This window comes from Enterobacter sp. 04-C-12-SI-ECC (assembly GCF_047530715.1).
In the GTDB taxonomy this organism is placed as follows: domain Bacteria; phylum Pseudomonadota; class Gammaproteobacteria; order Enterobacterales; family Enterobacteriaceae; genus Enterobacter; species Enterobacter bugandensis.
Genome location: NZ_JBLKDI010000007.1, coordinates 185972 through 201382, shown reverse-complemented (window position 1 = coordinate 201382; position 15411 = coordinate 185972). Strand labels below are relative to the sequence as shown.

Genomic DNA, 15411 nt, shown 5'->3' with positions numbered 1-15411 from the left:
CGAACGATTGGAGTGTCGTCGCCCGGGAAATCGTACTGAGACAGCAGTTCACGAACTTCCATCTCTACCAGTTCCAGCAGCTCTTCGTCATCAACCATGTCGCATTTGTTCAGGAACACGATGATGAAAGGAACGCCTACCTGACGACCCAGCAGGATGTGCTCACGAGTCTGAGGCATTGGGCCGTCAGTCGCAGCAACAACCAGGATCGCGCCGTCCATCTGCGCAGCACCGGTGATCATGTTTTTAACATAGTCGGCGTGGCCTGGGCAGTCTACGTGTGCGTAGTGGCGAGTCGGGGTGTCGTACTCAACGTGAGAGGTGTTGATGGTGATACCACGAGCTTTTTCTTCTGGTGCGTTATCGATCTGGTCGAATGCACGAGCAGAACCACCGTAGGTTTTAGCCAGAACGGTAGTGATTGCAGCGGTCAGGGTAGTTTTACCATGGTCAACGTGGCCGATAGTACCAACGTTGACGTGCGGTTTTGTACGTTCAAATTTTTCTTTAGACACGGCTATATTCCTTACTATAGTGCTCTCCCCTCTGGAGAGAGCACGGGACTTAGGTTTTAATCCTGTGGATTACTTACCACGGGCTTCAATAACGGCCTGAGCAACGTTGTTAGGCGCATCATCATACTTCAGGAATTCCATGGTGTATGATGCACGACCTTTGGTCAGAGAACGCAGCTGAGTTGCATATCCGAACATTTCAGACAGCGGAACTTCAGCGTGGATCTTAACGCCAGTTACTTCGGATTCCTGACCACGCAGCATACCGCGACGACGGCTCAAGTCACCGATAACGTCACCGGTGTTCTCTTCAGGAGTTTCTACTTCAACCTTCATGATTGGCTCAAGCAGAACTGGTTTTGCTTTCTTAAAGCCTTCTTTAAAGGCAATAGACGCAGCCAGTTTAAACGCCAGTTCAGAGGAGTCAACGTCGTGGTAAGAACCGAAGTGCAGACGGATACCCATGTCAACAACCGGATAGCCAGCCAGAGGGCCCGCTTTCAGCTGTTCCTGGATGCCTTTATCAACGGCTGGGATGTATTCGCCAGGAATTACACCACCTTTGATGTCGTTGATGAACTCGTAACCTTTCGGGTTAGAGCCCGGCTCCAGTGGGTACATGTCGATCACAACGTGACCGTACTGACCGCGACCACCAGACTGCTTAGCGTGTTTACCTTCAACATCGGTAACTTTCGCGCGAATCGCTTCGCGGTAAGCAACCTGAGGTTTACCCACGTTCGCTTCAACGTTGAATTCACGCTTCATACGGTCAACGATGATGTCCAGGTGCAGTTCACCCATACCAGCGATGATGGTCTGGTTAGATTCTTCATCAGTCCATACGCGGAATGATGGGTCTTCTTTCGCCAGACGGCCCAGAGCCAGACCCATTTTTTCCTGGTCAGCTTTGGTTTTTGGTTCAACCGCGATGGAGATTACCGGCTCAGGGAATTCCATACGCTCCAGAATGATCGGGTGATCCGGGTCACACAGGGTGTCACCAGTGGTCACGTCTTTCAGACCGATAGCTGCAGCGATGTCGCCCGCACGAACTTCTTTGATCTCTTCACGTTTGTTAGCGTGCATCTGTACGATACGGCCAAAACGTTCACGCGCCGCTTTCACGGAGTTCAGGATGGTGTCACCAGAGTTAACCACACCAGAGTAAACGCGGAAGAAGGTCAGGTTACCCACGAATGGGTCGGTAGCAATTTTGAACGCCAGTGCAGAGAACGGCTCGTCATCACTTGCGTGACGCTCAGCCGGAGTATCTTTACCGTCGTCCAGGATGCCGTTGATCGCAGGAACGTCAACCGGGGATGGCAGGTAGTCAACTACCGCATCCAGCATCGCCTGAACACCTTTGTTCTTGAACGCAGAACCACAGGTTACCAGGATGATTTCGTTGTTCAGAACGCGCTGACGCAGAGCTTTTTTGATCTCTTCTTCAGACAGTTCTTCACCACCCAGGTATTTCTCCATCAGCTCTTCAGAAGCTTCAGCAGCGGATTCGATCAGGTTCTGGTGCCATTCGTCAGCCAGGTCCTGCATCTCAGCCGGGATATCTTCGTATTCGAAGGTAACGCCCTGGTCTGCATCGTTCCAGTTGATGGCTTTCATTTTCACCAGGTCGATAACGCCGGTGAAGCCTTCTTCAGCACCAATTGCCAGCTGCAGCGGAACAGGGTTCGCGCCCAGACGGGTTTTGATCTGGCCAACAACTTTCAGGAAGTTAGCACCCATACGGTCCATTTTGTTAACGAACGCGATGCGTGGAACTTTATATTTGTTCGCCTGACGCCATACGGTTTCAGACTGTGGCTGAACACCACCAACTGCGCAATAAACCATTACCGCGCCGTCAAGAACACGCATGGAACGTTCTACTTCGATGGTGAAGTCAACGTGGCCCGGGGTGTCGATGATGTTTACGCGATGCGGTTCGTACTGCTTAGCCATACCTGACCAGAATGCAGTAGTCGCTGCGGAGGTGATGGTAATACCACGCTCCTGCTCCTGTTCCATCCAGTCCATGGTGGCTGCGCCGTCATGAACTTCACCGATTTTATGGTTTACACCGGTGTAGAACAGAATACGTTCGGTAGTAGTGGTCTTACCGGCGTCGATGTGCGCACTGATACCGATGTTACGGTAGCGTGCGATGGGTGTTGTACGAGCCATTTGATTCCTCGTTTGTTTCTTTAGGCGTTCAGTTAAGTTACCCAGAGCGGGCAGCTTCTCTGAAGCGCCCGCCTGGTGACTAATACTCCGAAGGGATTACCAACGGTAGTGTGCGAACGCCTTGTTGGCTTCTGCCATACGGTGAACGTCTTCACGTTTCTTAACTGCAGTACCTTTGTTTTCTGCAGCATCAGAAAGTTCGTTCGCCAGACGCAGAGCCATGGATTTATCACCGCGTTTACGAGCAGCTTCAACGATCCAACGCATTGCCAGGGCATTACGACGAACCGGACGAACTTCAACTGGAACCTGATAAGTAGAACCACCAACGCGGCGGGACTTAACTTCTACAGTTGGGCGAACGTTGTCGAGAGCGACTTCGAAAGCTTCCAGTTCATTTTTACCAGAACGCTGAGCCAGGGTCTCCAGCGCGCTGTATACGATTGCTTCTGCAGTAGATTTTTTACCATCTACCATCAGGATATTTACAAATTTTGCCAGCAGTTCTGATCCGAACTTCGGATCTGGAAGAATTTTACGCTGACCAATGACGCGACGACGTGGCATGGGAATACTCCGTTGTTAATTCAGGATTGTCCAAAACTCTACGAGTTTAGTTTGACATTAAGATAAATCAGTTTGGCCTTACTTAACGGAGAACCATTAAGCCTTAGGACGCTTCACGCCGTACTTGGAGCGAGCCTGCTTACGGTCTTTAACACCTGAGCAGTCCAGCGCACCACGAACGGTGTGGTAACGAACACCCGGAAGGTCTTTAACACGACCGCCACGGATCAGGATCACGGAGTGCTCCTGCAGGTTGTGACCTTCACCACCGATGTAGGAAGTCACTTCGAAACCGTTAGTCAAACGCACACGGCATACTTTACGCAGTGCGGAGTTTGGTTTTTTAGGAGTGGTGGTATATACACGAGTACATACGCCACGTTTCTGCGGGCAGGCTTCCAGCGCAGGCACGTTGCTTTTTGCAACTTTGCGTGCACGTGGTTTGCGTACCAGCTGGTTAACTGTTGCCATTAAATAGCTCCTGGTTTTAGCTTTTGCTTCGTAAACACGTAATAAAACGACCTCATACAATATGAGGACGCGAAATTTTAGGGCTACGTCGAAAAGGTGTCAAGAAATATACAGCGATCTCAAATCACCAGTTCATTTGACTGGCGTGCGTCACAGTAAGATTGACGAAATCAGTATAGCCAACCACGTCAATTTTGGCTGAAATTTGACCAGAAAGACCCCGCGCATCCAGATCGTCCTTCAGCGCAGAGACCGTTATGGGGGCATTCGTGAGAATTTCAACGAAACGTCCACCTTCAAGTGCAGCGAGTACGCCATCCTGAATCAGCAGCAGATCGTCACCTTCGCGCAGCATGCTCAACAGCGTGTCGATATCACATTGCCATGGTGAATGGCTGAGAATATGGAGCATGGAAGCCTCAGAAAGTCAGAATGGTGTCGTAGTGGGATAGTTGTTCACGCAGTGCTGCGGCAGGTAAGGTCGTCACATCCAGCACAAAAGGCGTCTTATCGCTTAAACCGCGCGCCGTTAAAGAGTCGGCACAGACATAGCAGGTTTCGATATCGTAAAGCGGCAGCACTTTGAAGGTGGCGATGTAGTCGCGCGCCAGAATGGCCTGCGGCTGTTGGCCGGCCAGAAGCTGAAGCACGCCGTCCCCCAGAAAGAAGACACCGATATCTTCTGTTAACGCCGATGTTGCAAGCAGCGCATCCAGGCCTTCGCGGCCAGAGGTGCTGCCGTGCGGCGCAGAAGTAAAAACAAATGCCACACGCTTCATCAGAATTGCACCACTCTGTCGCAGGTTAACGCCGCCTGAGCCAATGCGCCCAGACCACTCAACGAAAAACCAGGCTGCAGGTTAGCGCCTGATAATCCCAGGCGCTCGGCTTCGGCTGCATCCGTCACGCCGCGACGCAGCGCCGCCGCCACGCAGATATGCAGCTCAACGCCCTGCTTTTCATTTAACGCCTGCCAGGCGCGGACCAGATCAAACTCGTCGCTCGCCGGCGACGTAAACTGGTTCGCGTTATACACCCCTTCCCGATAGAAGAAGACGCTCGCCAGTTCGTGTCCGGCCGCCAGCAGCGCATGCGCAAACTGCAGCGCGCTGCTGGCCTGTTGAGTCCCATACGCCGGGCCCGTCACCATTAATGCAAAACGCATTACTTATCTTGCCCCACGAAATCGCCGCTTTTGAACTGACGGATGTAGAGGTAAACCGTATGCTTGGAGATGTTCAGACGATCGGCCACCTGGTTGATGGCATCTTTAATGTCGAAAATCCCTTTCTCGTAGAGATTGAGTACGATCTGGCGATTCTTGGCGTTGTTCGATACGTTGCGGTCAGCATTGACCTCTTCAATGGTGAACTCAAGCGTCTGCGTGACGAGATCTTCAACGGAGGAGGCAAAGTTAACAGAAGAGCCAACGTCTGGCGTTTCTGGCGGAATAAAGGTGCTCATGATCTGCGAGAATGGCACATCAAGGTTCATGTTGATGCACAGCAGCCCAATCACACGATGCTCGCGATTTCGAATCGCGATGGTTTCTGATTTCATCAGCACGCCGCTTTTGGCGCGGGTGAAATAACATTTTGAGACGCTGCTGTCCGCGCCGGTCATGTCATGCAACATACGCAATGCAAGGTCGGTAATTGGCGAACCAATTTTACGGCCGGTATGCTCACCATTAGCAATGCGGATGGCGGAACACTTCAGATCTTGCAGGGAGTGCAATACGATTTCGCAGTGGGAACCAATGAGCATCGCTAACCCGTCCACTACCGCTTCATAGGATTTCAGAATATCGAAGTCGGTCTGGTCAAAAGGACGTTGATCCAGTAAATCAAGTTCACTGGTTTCGTTGGTTAAAAGCGACCTGGACATGAAAAAAACACTCCTTTTCAGGAGCCTGTCGTTAGGTTTTCAGGGCAGGCTCATTATCTACACGGACAACTAAATTAATACAGCGTGCCTAACGCTTTCCAGTGTTAATTATATCTGCCCCACAATAAAAAACCGCCGCCTTAAAAGGCGGCGGTTTGCATCACATTACTTCTTAGAGTCTGTCGCAGCTTTCTGATCTGCCTGCGCTTCCGGTTTCGCATCCGCTTTCGGCGCTGGTTTGATGTCCAGCAGCTCTACGTCGAAGACCAGCGTGGAGTTAGCCGGGATACCCGGAACGCCAGTTTTGCCATAGGCCAGATCCGGTGGGATAACCAGCTTGATTTTGCCGCCTTTTTTGATGTTTTTCAGGCCTTCAGTCCAGCCTGGGATCACACCGTCAAGACGGAAGGAAAGAGGTTCACCACGGGTGTAAGAGTTGTCGAACTCTTTACCGTCGATCAGCGTACCTTTGTAGTTCACCACAACGGTGTCGCTGTCTTTAGGCGCATCACCGGTACCTTCTTTCTCAACTTTGTACACCAGACCAGTAGAAGAGGTTTTCACACCCTTCTCTTTAGCAAAGGTGTCGCGGTAGGCTTTGCCTTTCGCTTCGTTGTCTTTAGCGTCCGCTTCCATCTTGGTCTGAGCGGCACCCTTCACGCGCGCTTCGAACGCCTGCAGAGTCTGTTCGATTTCCTGGTCAGACAGTTTGCTCTTATCAGCAAAGGCGTCCTGAACACCCGCGATCAGCTGGGCTTTGTCCAGTTTGATGCCCAGTTTCTCTTGTTCTTTCAGAGAGTTTTCCATGTAGCGGCCCAGAGATGCGCCCAGTGCGTAGGCGGATTTCTGGTCGTCATTTTTGAACGCCGCTTTGCTGTCTGCAGTGGCAGCAGGCTTCGCAGCAGTATCAGCAGCGAATGACAGCGGCGCGTTCAGTGCAACAGCCATCGTCGTCGCCAGCAGCGTTACTTTAAACAGTGATTTCATCCATATCTCCAGGGCCTGGGGACTCTCACCCCAGCGTTAAACGTAAATGAGTGACGTACTATAAAACGTTGCGGAAGAAATCTACAGACAGACACTTCCAATTCTCGCCACTTTTCAGACTATTTTTGTTTAAATAAGTTTCTTGCCAACGGGATAGAGACTGCACTTAAGGATAAACTCAGTTAAACTGCGCCGCCGCTGGGCCAATATGGCGTATCAGATATAAACGAGGTGAATGATGAAGGACACAATGATAGAAGCGAGAATGGCTGAACTGGAAAGCCGCCTGGCTTTTCAGGACATCACCATCGAAGAGCTTAACCAGACCGTGACCGCGCACGAACTCGAAATGGCGAAACTGCGGGATCATATGCGCCTGCTGACGGAAAAGCTGAAGGCGACGCAGCCGTCAAATATTGCCTCTCAGTCGGAAGAGACGCCACCACCTCATTATTGAGGCGTAAAAAAAGCGGGATTATCCCGCTTTTTTATTTTCCGCATGACGGAATTAGTGGCAACCGCAGCCGCCGTTGCCGCAACCACCTTTACCGTGGCCGTGGTCATGACCATGGTCGTGGCCGTGACCACCGCAGCAGCCGTCGTGGCCGTGATCGTGATCATGGTCGTGACCATGCGCACCGTGAACGTGGCCATGAGCCAGCTCTTCTTCGGTCGCTTCACGGATCGCAACAACTTCTACGTTGAACTTCAGGTTCTGGCCAGCCAGCATGTGGTTGCCGTCAACCACAACGTGGTCGTCTTCAACTTCAGTGATTTCAACAGGAACCGGACCCTGGTCAGTTTCAGCCAGGAAGCGCATGCCAACCTGCAGCTCGTCAACGCCCATGAACACGTCTTTAGGAACGCGCTGAACCAGGTTGTCGTCATACTGACCGTAAGCGTCGTTCGCGCCTACAGCAACGTCGAATTTATCGCCAACTTCATGACCTTCCAGCGCAGTTTCCAGGCCGGAAATCAGGGAACCGTGACCATGCAGGTAGTCCAGCGGCGCACTCACCGGAGACTCATCAACCAACACACCGTCTTCTGTACGTACCTGATAGGCCAGGCTGACCACCAGGTCTTTTGCTACTTTCATGATATCTCCTGAGCGTGGGAAAATTGCTGGCGCAGATTGTAGCGGAAATCTGCACCCGTGTACCCTTAAGCTTAAAAAAACTCAGAGCATATCGCTAGTCTGGATGAAAAATGCCGATCACTTGCTCTTCTTTGCGAACGTGATCGCGTGCTTCTTTGTCGGCCTCACGCATCTGGTGACCGCACTTAACGCACTCAACTATATCAATATTATTTTCGCGCCACATGGCCAGCGTATCTTGAGCCTGGCAAGACGGGCACTTTGCACCCGCGATAAAGCGTTTACGTACAGCCATCTTTCGTTACCTTTTATTCAAATTCATCCCAGCCGTCGAGCTGGCGTCGTTCCTGCTGCATCTCTCGCTGAAAGATCTCCTCCAGCTCGCGCCGCGCTTCCCGCACGCGGGAGATCTGCGCCGTATCGCTATGTACAGGCATTAATTCGCGCAGCATGCGCATATCCAGCCGGCGGAAGTGCATCTGGGCGCGCTGCGCCTGGTGAGGATGCATCCCCAGGGAGATTAACGCCTTGCGCCCCAGTTCCAGCGCACTGGAGAACGTCTCACGGGAGAAGTGTTTCACACCTGCCTGCAACAATTCGTGAGCTTCAACACGCCCCCGGGCACGCGCCAGAATATTCAGGTGCGGAAAGTGCTGCTGACATAGCTCCACCAGCTTCATCGTATCTTCCGGATCGTTGCAGGTGATGACGATAGACTCCGCGGCTTCCGCCCCGGCCGAGCGCAGAAGCTCAAGCTGAGTGGCATCGCCGTAATAGACCTTGTAGCCATATTTGCGCATCAGGTTGACCGCGCTGATATCGCGCTCCAGCACCGTAATGCGCATTTTGTTCGCCATCAACAGGCGTCCAATCACCTGCCCGAAGCGGCCGAAGCCCACGACGATCACCTGCGGCTTATCGTCTTCTACCCACGGCGCTTCATCTTCATCGTCTGCCGGATTCAGGCGGCGCGACAGGAGTTTATCCACCATCTTCATCAGCAGAGGCGTGGTCATCATCGACAGCGTTACCGTCACCAGCAGCAGCGCCATCTGGTCATCTTTAAACAGCTTCTGGGAGGAGGCGGTGGAGAACAGCACAAACGCAAACTCGCCCCCCTGGCTCAACACGCTGGCAAACTGCATGCGTTCCGAACTGCGCAACCCGTAGATACGCGCCATGACGTAAAGCACCAGCATTTTCACCGCCACCAGGATCGCAACACTCACCGCAACCCAGAGCAGATGGGTATAAAGCACCCCAAGATTGAGCGCCATTCCCACCGAAATAAAGAACAGGCCTAACAGCAGCCCTTTGAAGGGATCGATGGCAATTTCCAGTTCGTGCCGATATTCACTCTCCGCCAGCAGCACGCCGGCAATAAAGGTGCCCAGCGCCATCGACAGCCCCAGCGCGTCCATAAACAGCGCCGAGCCGAGCACCAGCAGCAGCGTCGCGGCGGTAAACACCTCGCGCACGCCCGAGGCGGCAATAAAGCGGAACACCGGACGTAACAGGAAACGTCCGCCAATCAGCATGCCCGCGAAGGCCAGCACCTTCATGGAAATTTTTGCCCAGTCGAAGTGATCGTCGCCCGAGCCCGCCAGCAGCGGCACCAGCGCCAGCGCCGGGATCACCGCTAAATCCTGGAACAGCAGCACCGAAAAGCCCAGCTGTCCGGCCTCATTGCGGTTCATCCCCTTGTCGCGCATCAGCTGCAGCGCCATCGCCGTCGACGACATTGCGAGACCAATCCCGCCAATCACCGCCGCCTGCCAGGAAAAGTTGGTCAGCATTAACAGGCCAGCCAGAATCGCGGCGCTAAACAGCACCTGCGCGGCGCCCACGCCAAAGATAGAGCGTCGAAGCTGCCACAGCTTCGAGGGGTTCAGTTCGAGGCCGATGATGAACATCAGGAACACCACGCCGAGCTCCGAGAAGTGGAGAATTTCATCCACGTCGCTGATGAAACCCAGTCCCCATGGGCCAATGGCGATCCCCGCGAGTAAATACCCCAGCACCGCCCCGATGCCGATACGGGCGGCAAGCGGCACCGCGACGACGGCGGCAAATAAAAACAGCACCCCGGCGAGGAGTAAATTCGATCCTTCCATTAACGACCTCCTGCCGGAATCGGTGATGCCAGCCATTCACCGTAGGCTCTGGCGTGGCTTGCCAGCGCTTTCGGGTCCTGACGCCGTGCCCAGTAAACAATAATCGGGCTCATCCAGTGCATGCGGCACATGGCCGCCGTCAGCTCGAATGGCCTCAGGATGTCGCTCATGGGATAGCGGTTCAGCCCGTCGTGACGGTAAGCGCTTTCGGGTTCACCGGTGGTGATCACACTGCGCCAGTACTTTCCCGCCAGCTGGTTGCCCCCCACCCCGCTGGAAAAGCCCCGGCTCAGCACGCGGTCCAGCCACTCTTTCAGCAGCGCCGGACAGCTGTAGGTATAGAGCGGATGCTGAAATACAATCACGTCATGCTGACGCAGCAGTTCCTGCTCGTAAGGAATATCGATAAAAAAATCAGGATAGTGCGCGTAGAGATCGTGCACCGTGACGTTACTGAGCTGTGTGGCCGGCTTAAGCAGCACCCGGTTCGCCACCGAGTCCTGAGATTCCGGATGGGCATACAGCAGCAGCACTTTCGCTGTCTGAGACATCACTCCCCTCCCGGTTCTGTTTTTGTGTATTGTTGTCGTTTTGGGCTACCATGGCGGCCCGGTGGGGAAAATGGCCCACACCTTACATTATCATAATGACAAATTAACATAGTCGGAACATACGGCGCTTCTATGATTGTTTTCTCCTCGTTACAAATTCGTCGCGGCGTGCGCGTCCTGCTGGATAACGCCACTGCTACCATCAACCCGGGCCAGAAAGTGGGTCTGGTCGGCAAAAACGGCTGCGGTAAATCCACCCTGCTGGCGCTGCTGAAAAACGAGATTAGCGCGGATGGCGGTAACTTTACCTTCCCGGGGAACTGGCAGCTCGCGTGGGTAAACCAGGAGACGCCAGCCCTGAGCGAACCGGCACTCGACTATGTTATCGACGGCGATCGCGAGTACCGTAAGCTCGAAGCGGAACTTAACGCGGCCAACGAGCGCAACGACGGTCACGCCATCGCTACCGTTCACGGCAAGCTGGACGCCATCGACGCGTGGACCATTCGCTCCCGCGCCTCCAGCCTGCTGCACGGCCTGGGCTTCAGCAATGAACAGCTTGAACGCCCGGTAAGCGACTTCTCCGGCGGCTGGCGCATGCGCCTCAACCTGGCGCAGGCGCTGATCTGCCGCTCAGACCTGCTCCTGCTCGATGAACCGACCAACCACCTCGATCTCGATGCGGTTATTTGGCTCGAGAAGTGGCTCAAGAGCTATCAGGGCACTCTGATTCTCATCTCCCACGACCGCGACTTCCTCGACCCGGTGGTGGATAAAATCATTCATATCGAACAGCAAACCATGTTCGAGTACACCGGCAACTACAGCTCCTTTGAGCGCCAGCGCGCGACGCGCCTTGCTCAGCAGCAGTCGATGTATGAAAGCCAACAGCAGCGCGTGGCGCATCTGCAGAGCTTCGTGGATCGCTTCAAAGCTAAAGCGTCAAAAGCCAAGCAGGCCCAGAGCCGCATCAAGATGCTGGAACGCATGGAGATGATTGCCCCGGCACACGTGGATAACCCGTTCCACTTCAGCTTCCGCGCGCCGGAAAGCCTGCCGAACCCGCTGCTGAAAATGGAAAAAGTGAGCGCAGGCTATGGCGATCGCATCATCCTCGACTCTATCAAGCTTAACCTGGTGCCGGGTTCGCGCATTGGCCTGCTGGGGCGCAACGGCGCCGGTAAATCAACGTTAATTAAGCTGCTCGCGGGCGAGCTTAACCCAACCAGCGGTGAAATCGGCCTGGCGAAGGGCATTAAGCTTGGCTATTTCGCCCAGCATCAGCTGGAATTTTTACGCGCGGATGAATCGCCGATTCAGCATCTGGCGCGTCTTGCGCCGCAGGAAATGGAGCAGAAACTGCGCGACTACCTCGGCGGCTTCGGCTTCCAGGGCGATAAGGTGACCGAAAACACCGAGCGTTTCTCCGGCGGCGAAAAAGCCCGTCTGGTGCTGGCGCTGATCGTCTGGCAGAGACCCAACCTGCTGCTGCTCGATGAACCGACCAACCACCTGGATCTCGACATGCGTCAGGCGCTGACCGAAGCACTGATTGAGTTCGAAGGCGCACTGGTTGTCGTGTCGCACGATCGCCACCTGATCCGCTCCACCACCGACGATCTCTACCTGGTACACGGCGGCAAAGTCGAACCGTTCGACGGCGATCTTGAAGACTACCAGCAGTGGCTGACGGACGTACAAAGGCAGGAAAACCAGCCGGAAGAGTCAGCGAAAGACAACGTCAACAGCGCACAGTCGCGTAAAGACCAGAAGCGCCGCGAAGCGGAACTGCGCACCCAGACCCAGCCGCTGCGTAAAGAGATTGCCCGTCTTGAAAAAGAGATGGAAAAGCTCAACGCCACGCTTGCCGCCGTCGAAGAGAAGCTGGGCGACAGCGACCTGTACGATCAGAGCCGTAAAGCGGAGCTAACGGATTGTCTGCAAACGCAGGCGAAAGCCAAATCCAGCCTCGAAGAGTGCGAAATGGCATGGCTGGACGCGCAGGAACAGTTGGAAGCGATGCTGCAGGCAGACTGAATTTTTACCCCGTTGTGCGAACGGAATCTATCTCTGGTTCGGAAATCCAGGCTAAACGGGGTACAATTCGGAAAGTATAGTGAATTTCTGACAAGAATCAGCATCGTCCTTATGACCCAAATCATTCCATCAGACTTCGACATTACAGCCGAAGACAGCACCGAGTTCGTGCCCATGCGCGGCGTGACCAACTGCCATTTGCAGACCATGCTGCCGCGGCTGATCCGCCGCAAGGTCCAGTTCACTCCGCACTGGCAACGGCTCGATCTGCCGGACGGTGATTTTCTGGATCTCGCCTGGAGCGAAGCGCCGGAACAGGCTCTTCATAAGCCGCGTCTGGTGGTGTTTCACGGTTTAGAAGGCAGCCTGCACAGTCCGTATGCGCATGGGTTAATTGAGGCCGCCAAAGCGCGCGGCTGGCTCGGCGTGGTGATGCATTTTCGCGGCTGTAGCGGCGAGCCGAATCGTCAGAAACGCATTTATCACTCGGGTGAAACCGAAGATGGCACGTGGTTTCTACACTGGCTGCGGGAAAATTATGGCGCCGCGCCAACGGCCGCCGTGGGCTACTCGCTGGGCGGTAATATGCTCGCCTGTCTGCTGGCCAAAGAGGGCGACAGCGTACCGCTGAATGCTGCAGTGATTGTCTCCGCACCGTTTATGCTGGAGCAGTGCAGCTACCACATGGAAAAAGGCTTTTCTCGCGTCTATCAGCGCTATCTGCTCAACCTGCTGAAAGCCAACGCGGCGCGAAAGCTGAAGGCCTATCCGGATACCCTGCCGGTAAGCCTGCGCCAGCTGAAAAAGGTACGCTGCATCCGCGAATTCGACGATCTGATCACCGCCAAAATTCACGGCTTCGCCGATGCTATCGACTATTACCGACAGTGCAGCGCCATGCCGCTGCTCAGCAAAATCACGCAGCCGACGCTGATTATTCACGCCAAAGATGACCCGTTCATGGATCATCACTCTATTCCCGCGCAGGAATTCCTGCCTGACAACGTTCACTACCAGCTGACCGAACATGGTGGCCACGTGGGGTTCATCGGCGGCACGCTGCGCAGGCCGAAAATGTGGCTGGAAGCGCGCATTCCTGACTGGCTGACTCCTTATCTGGATGGTGCAAAATGATCATTCCCTGGCAGGATCTGGCTCCCGAAACGCTCGATAATCTGATTGAAAGCTTTGTATTACGCGAAGGCACCGATTATGGTGAACATGAGCGTTCGCTTGAGCAAAAGGTCAACGATGTAAAACGCCAGCTGAAAAGCGGCGACGTGGTGCTGGTGTGGTCAGAACTGCATGAGACAGTCAATATCATGCCCCGCAACGCGTTTCACGGCTGATCTTCCAACCTTTTCCGTCAGGGAGTTGCTATGTCTGCCAGACATCCCATTATTGCCGTTACGGGGTCGAGTGGTGCGGGAACCACCACCACCAGCCTCGCTTTTCGCAAGATTTTCGCCCAGCTGAATCTCCGTTCGGCGGAGGTCGAAGGCGACAGCTTTCACCGCTATACGCGGCCTGAGATGGACATGGCGATCCGCAAGGCGCGCGATCTGGGTAAACACATCAGCTACTTTGGCCCGGAAGCCAATGATTTCGGCCTGCTGGAGCAAACCTTCCGCGAATACGGTCAGAGCGGTACCGGGCAGTCCCGTAAGTATCTGCACACCTACGACGAAGCCGTACCCTGGAACCAGGTGCCGGGCACCTTTACCCCCTGGCAACCGCTGCCGGAACCCACCGACGTGCTGTTTTATGAAGGATTGCACGGCGGCGTTGTCACACCTCAGCACGACGTGGCGCGCCATGTGGATCTGCTGGTCGGGGTGGTGCCGATCGTTAACCTGGAGTGGATCCAGAAGCTGACGCGCGACATGAGTGAGCGCGGCCATTCGCGCGAGGCGGTAATGGACTCGGTGGTGCGCTCCATGGAAGATTACATCAACTATCTCACGCCGCAGTTCTCCCGCACGCACATTAACTTCCAGCGCGTGCCGACGGTGGACACTTCCAATCCGTTCGCGGCGAAGAGCATCCCTTCGCTGGATGAGAGCTTTGTGGTGATCCACTTCCGCAATCTTGAAGGCATTGATTACCCCTGGCTGCTGGCGATGCTGCAGGGCTCGTTTATTTCCCACATGAATACGTTAGTGGTTCCCGGTGGAAAAATGGGGCTGGCAATGGAGCTGATCATGACGCCGCTGGTGGAGCGACTGATGGAAGGGAAGCAGATCGCGTGAACATGTTCCCTCTCCCCGTGGGAGAGGGTTAGGGTGAGGGCATCAACACGCACGATGCCCCAATAATCAAGCCTCGATCACTTCATACGAATGGGTGATTTTTACCGCTTTCTCCAGCATTAACGCCACAGAGCAGTATTTCTCCGCAGAGAGATCCACCGCGCGTGAGACCGCCGCGTCTTTCAGTTCTTTCCCGGTGACAACAAAGTGCAGATTAATGTGGGTGAACAGGCGTGGCGCCTCTTCGCGACGCTCTGAGGTGAGTTTAACCTCGCAATCCGTCACGTCATGACGGCCTTTTTGCAGAATCGACACCACGTCGATCGCGCTGCATCCGCCTGCCGCCATCAGCACCATTTCCATTGGGCTTGGAGCTTTATCGCCGGAGTTACCATCCATCAAAATCTGGTGTCCTGATGCGGACTCGCCCAGGAACGTTAAACCTTCAACCCACTTCACGCGCGCTTGCATATTCATTAACTCCAACGTTGCATTTTTGGTGACAGATTACGCGTGCGTTACATTTCTCGCAATGGAAGGCGACCTGCATCATGCTGAAGCGAGACACCAGGAGACACGCGGCAAAAGCTATGCTAAAACACTCAGGATGCTACAGTAATACATTGACGTTACACATGTATGCAGAGGACATCAAACTTTACTGGCTGCGAAACGTTACGACAGCCGACTTCCCAGGGTATGGGTAAGAATTCGATTGCAACCCCAGAGTCCGGATGCATCTGATGACTC

General features: G+C 54.3%; 19 protein-coding genes. 5 read left to right on the top strand and 14 right to left on the bottom strand.

Translation table 11 applies throughout. The features are described 5' to 3' along the window. The 9 genes from ACMWL8_RS12590 to fkpA form a co-directional block, all read right to left on the bottom strand. Positions 1-515, bottom strand: a 515-nt coding sequence (locus ACMWL8_RS12590; protein ID WP_214574338.1) for a GTP-binding protein, incomplete at its 3' end; no start/stop codon positions are given. A gap of 69 nt (positions 516-584) precedes the next feature. Then, on the bottom strand, positions 585-2699 hold the full coding sequence (gene fusA / locus ACMWL8_RS12585) for an elongation factor G (protein WP_028014637.1): 2115 nt from the start codon (positions 2697-2699) through the stop codon (positions 585-587). A 96-nt stretch (positions 2700-2795) separates the two neighbouring features. Then, positions 2796-3266 carry a 30S ribosomal protein S7 gene (gene rpsG / locus ACMWL8_RS12580; RefSeq protein ID WP_003861706.1) on the bottom strand — a complete coding sequence of 157 codons (471 nt, stop codon included), beginning with the start codon at positions 3264-3266 and terminating at the stop codon, positions 2796-2798. A gap of 96 nt (positions 3267-3362) precedes the next feature. After that, complete coding sequence (gene rpsL, locus ACMWL8_RS12575; RefSeq protein ID WP_000246815.1) at positions 3363-3737, bottom strand: 30S ribosomal protein S12; 375 nt, start codon at positions 3735-3737, stop codon at positions 3363-3365. Positions 3738-3861: 124 nt separating this feature from the next. Continuing rightward, a complete protein-coding gene (gene tusB, locus ACMWL8_RS12570) occupies positions 3862-4149 on the bottom strand; it encodes a sulfurtransferase complex subunit TusB (RefSeq protein WP_041911943.1) in 288 nt (95 codons plus the stop codon). A gap of 7 nt (positions 4150-4156) precedes the next feature. After that, a complete protein-coding gene (gene tusC / locus ACMWL8_RS12565) occupies positions 4157-4516 on the bottom strand; it encodes a sulfurtransferase complex subunit TusC (protein WP_028014639.1) in 360 nt (119 codons plus the stop codon). Next, on the bottom strand, positions 4516-4902 hold the full coding sequence (gene tusD / locus ACMWL8_RS12560) for a sulfurtransferase complex subunit TusD (protein WP_028014640.1): 387 nt from the start codon (positions 4900-4902) through the stop codon (positions 4516-4518). Before tusD ends, tusC begins: the two co-directional genes overlap by 1 nt. Continuing rightward, on the bottom strand, positions 4902-5624 hold the full coding sequence (locus tag ACMWL8_RS12555) for a transcriptional regulator (protein WP_014885489.1): 723 nt from the start codon (positions 5622-5624) through the stop codon (positions 4902-4904). The genes tusD and ACMWL8_RS12555 overlap by 1 nt, the downstream gene beginning before the upstream one ends. Before the next feature lie 165 nt (positions 5625-5789). After that, the gene (fkpA, locus tag ACMWL8_RS12550) at positions 5790-6611 is read right to left on the bottom strand and encodes an FKBP-type peptidyl-prolyl cis-trans isomerase (protein WP_028014641.1); all 822 of its coding nucleotides are present in this window, start codon (positions 6609-6611) and stop codon (positions 5790-5792) included. A 238-nt stretch (positions 6612-6849) separates the two neighbouring features. On the opposite strand from fkpA, the gene ACMWL8_RS12545 reads away from it, so the two are divergent. Beyond that, a complete protein-coding gene (locus ACMWL8_RS12545) occupies positions 6850-7068 on the top strand; it encodes a protein SlyX (protein WP_028014642.1) in 219 nt (72 codons plus the stop codon). Positions 7069-7119: 51 nt separating this feature from the next. On the opposite strand, the gene slyD is transcribed toward ACMWL8_RS12545, so the two are convergent. From slyD to kefG, 4 genes are all read right to left on the bottom strand, one after another. Continuing rightward, on the bottom strand, positions 7120-7710 hold the full coding sequence (gene slyD, locus ACMWL8_RS12540; protein WP_003861691.1) for a peptidylprolyl isomerase: 591 nt from the start codon (positions 7708-7710) through the stop codon (positions 7120-7122). Between the two features lie 94 nt (positions 7711-7804). Further along, positions 7805-8005, bottom strand: coding sequence for a YheV family putative zinc ribbon protein (locus tag ACMWL8_RS12535; RefSeq protein ID WP_003861689.1), 201 nt, complete (start codon positions 8003-8005; stop codon positions 7805-7807). 13 nt (positions 8006-8018) lie between these two features. Next, positions 8019-9824, bottom strand: coding sequence for a glutathione-regulated potassium-efflux system protein KefB (kefB, locus tag ACMWL8_RS12530; RefSeq protein ID WP_028014643.1), 1806 nt, complete (start codon positions 9822-9824; stop codon positions 8019-8021). Then, entirely contained in the window at positions 9824-10375 is a 552-nt protein-coding gene (kefG, locus tag ACMWL8_RS12525; protein ID WP_006812200.1) for a glutathione-regulated potassium-efflux system ancillary protein KefG, read from the bottom strand. Before kefG ends, kefB begins: the two co-directional genes overlap by 1 nt. Before the next feature lie 132 nt (positions 10376-10507). Here kefG and ACMWL8_RS12520 point away from each other — a divergent pair, with 132 nt between their 5' ends. The 4 genes from ACMWL8_RS12520 to ACMWL8_RS12505 all read left to right on the top strand — a co-directional run bounded on the left by ACMWL8_RS12520 (position 10508) and on the right by ACMWL8_RS12505 (position 14661). Further along, entirely contained in the window at positions 10508-12412 is a 1905-nt protein-coding gene (locus ACMWL8_RS12520; protein WP_045259341.1) for an ABC transporter ATP-binding protein, read from the top strand. 111 nt (positions 12413-12523) lie between these two features. After that, positions 12524-13546 carry a hydrolase gene (locus ACMWL8_RS12515; protein ID WP_045259342.1) on the top strand — a complete coding sequence of 341 codons (1023 nt, stop codon included), beginning with the start codon at positions 12524-12526 and terminating at the stop codon, positions 13544-13546. Next, positions 13543-13761: a YheU family protein gene (locus ACMWL8_RS12510; protein ID WP_013099053.1), complete on the top strand. Its 219-nt coding sequence runs from the start codon at positions 13543-13545 to the stop codon at positions 13759-13761. Before ACMWL8_RS12515 ends, ACMWL8_RS12510 begins: the two co-directional genes overlap by 4 nt. Before the next feature lie 30 nt (positions 13762-13791). Continuing rightward, on the top strand, positions 13792-14661 hold the full coding sequence (locus ACMWL8_RS12505; protein WP_028014646.1) for a phosphoribulokinase: 870 nt from the start codon (positions 13792-13794) through the stop codon (positions 14659-14661). 66 nt (positions 14662-14727) lie between these two features. Here ACMWL8_RS12505 and ACMWL8_RS12500 read toward each other — a convergent pair whose 3' ends face one another. After that, positions 14728-15132 (bottom strand): OsmC family protein, encoded by a 405-nt coding sequence (locus ACMWL8_RS12500; RefSeq protein ID WP_008503018.1) that lies wholly within the window; start codon positions 15130-15132, stop codon positions 14728-14730. Between the last annotated feature and the right edge of the window lie 279 nt (positions 15133-15411).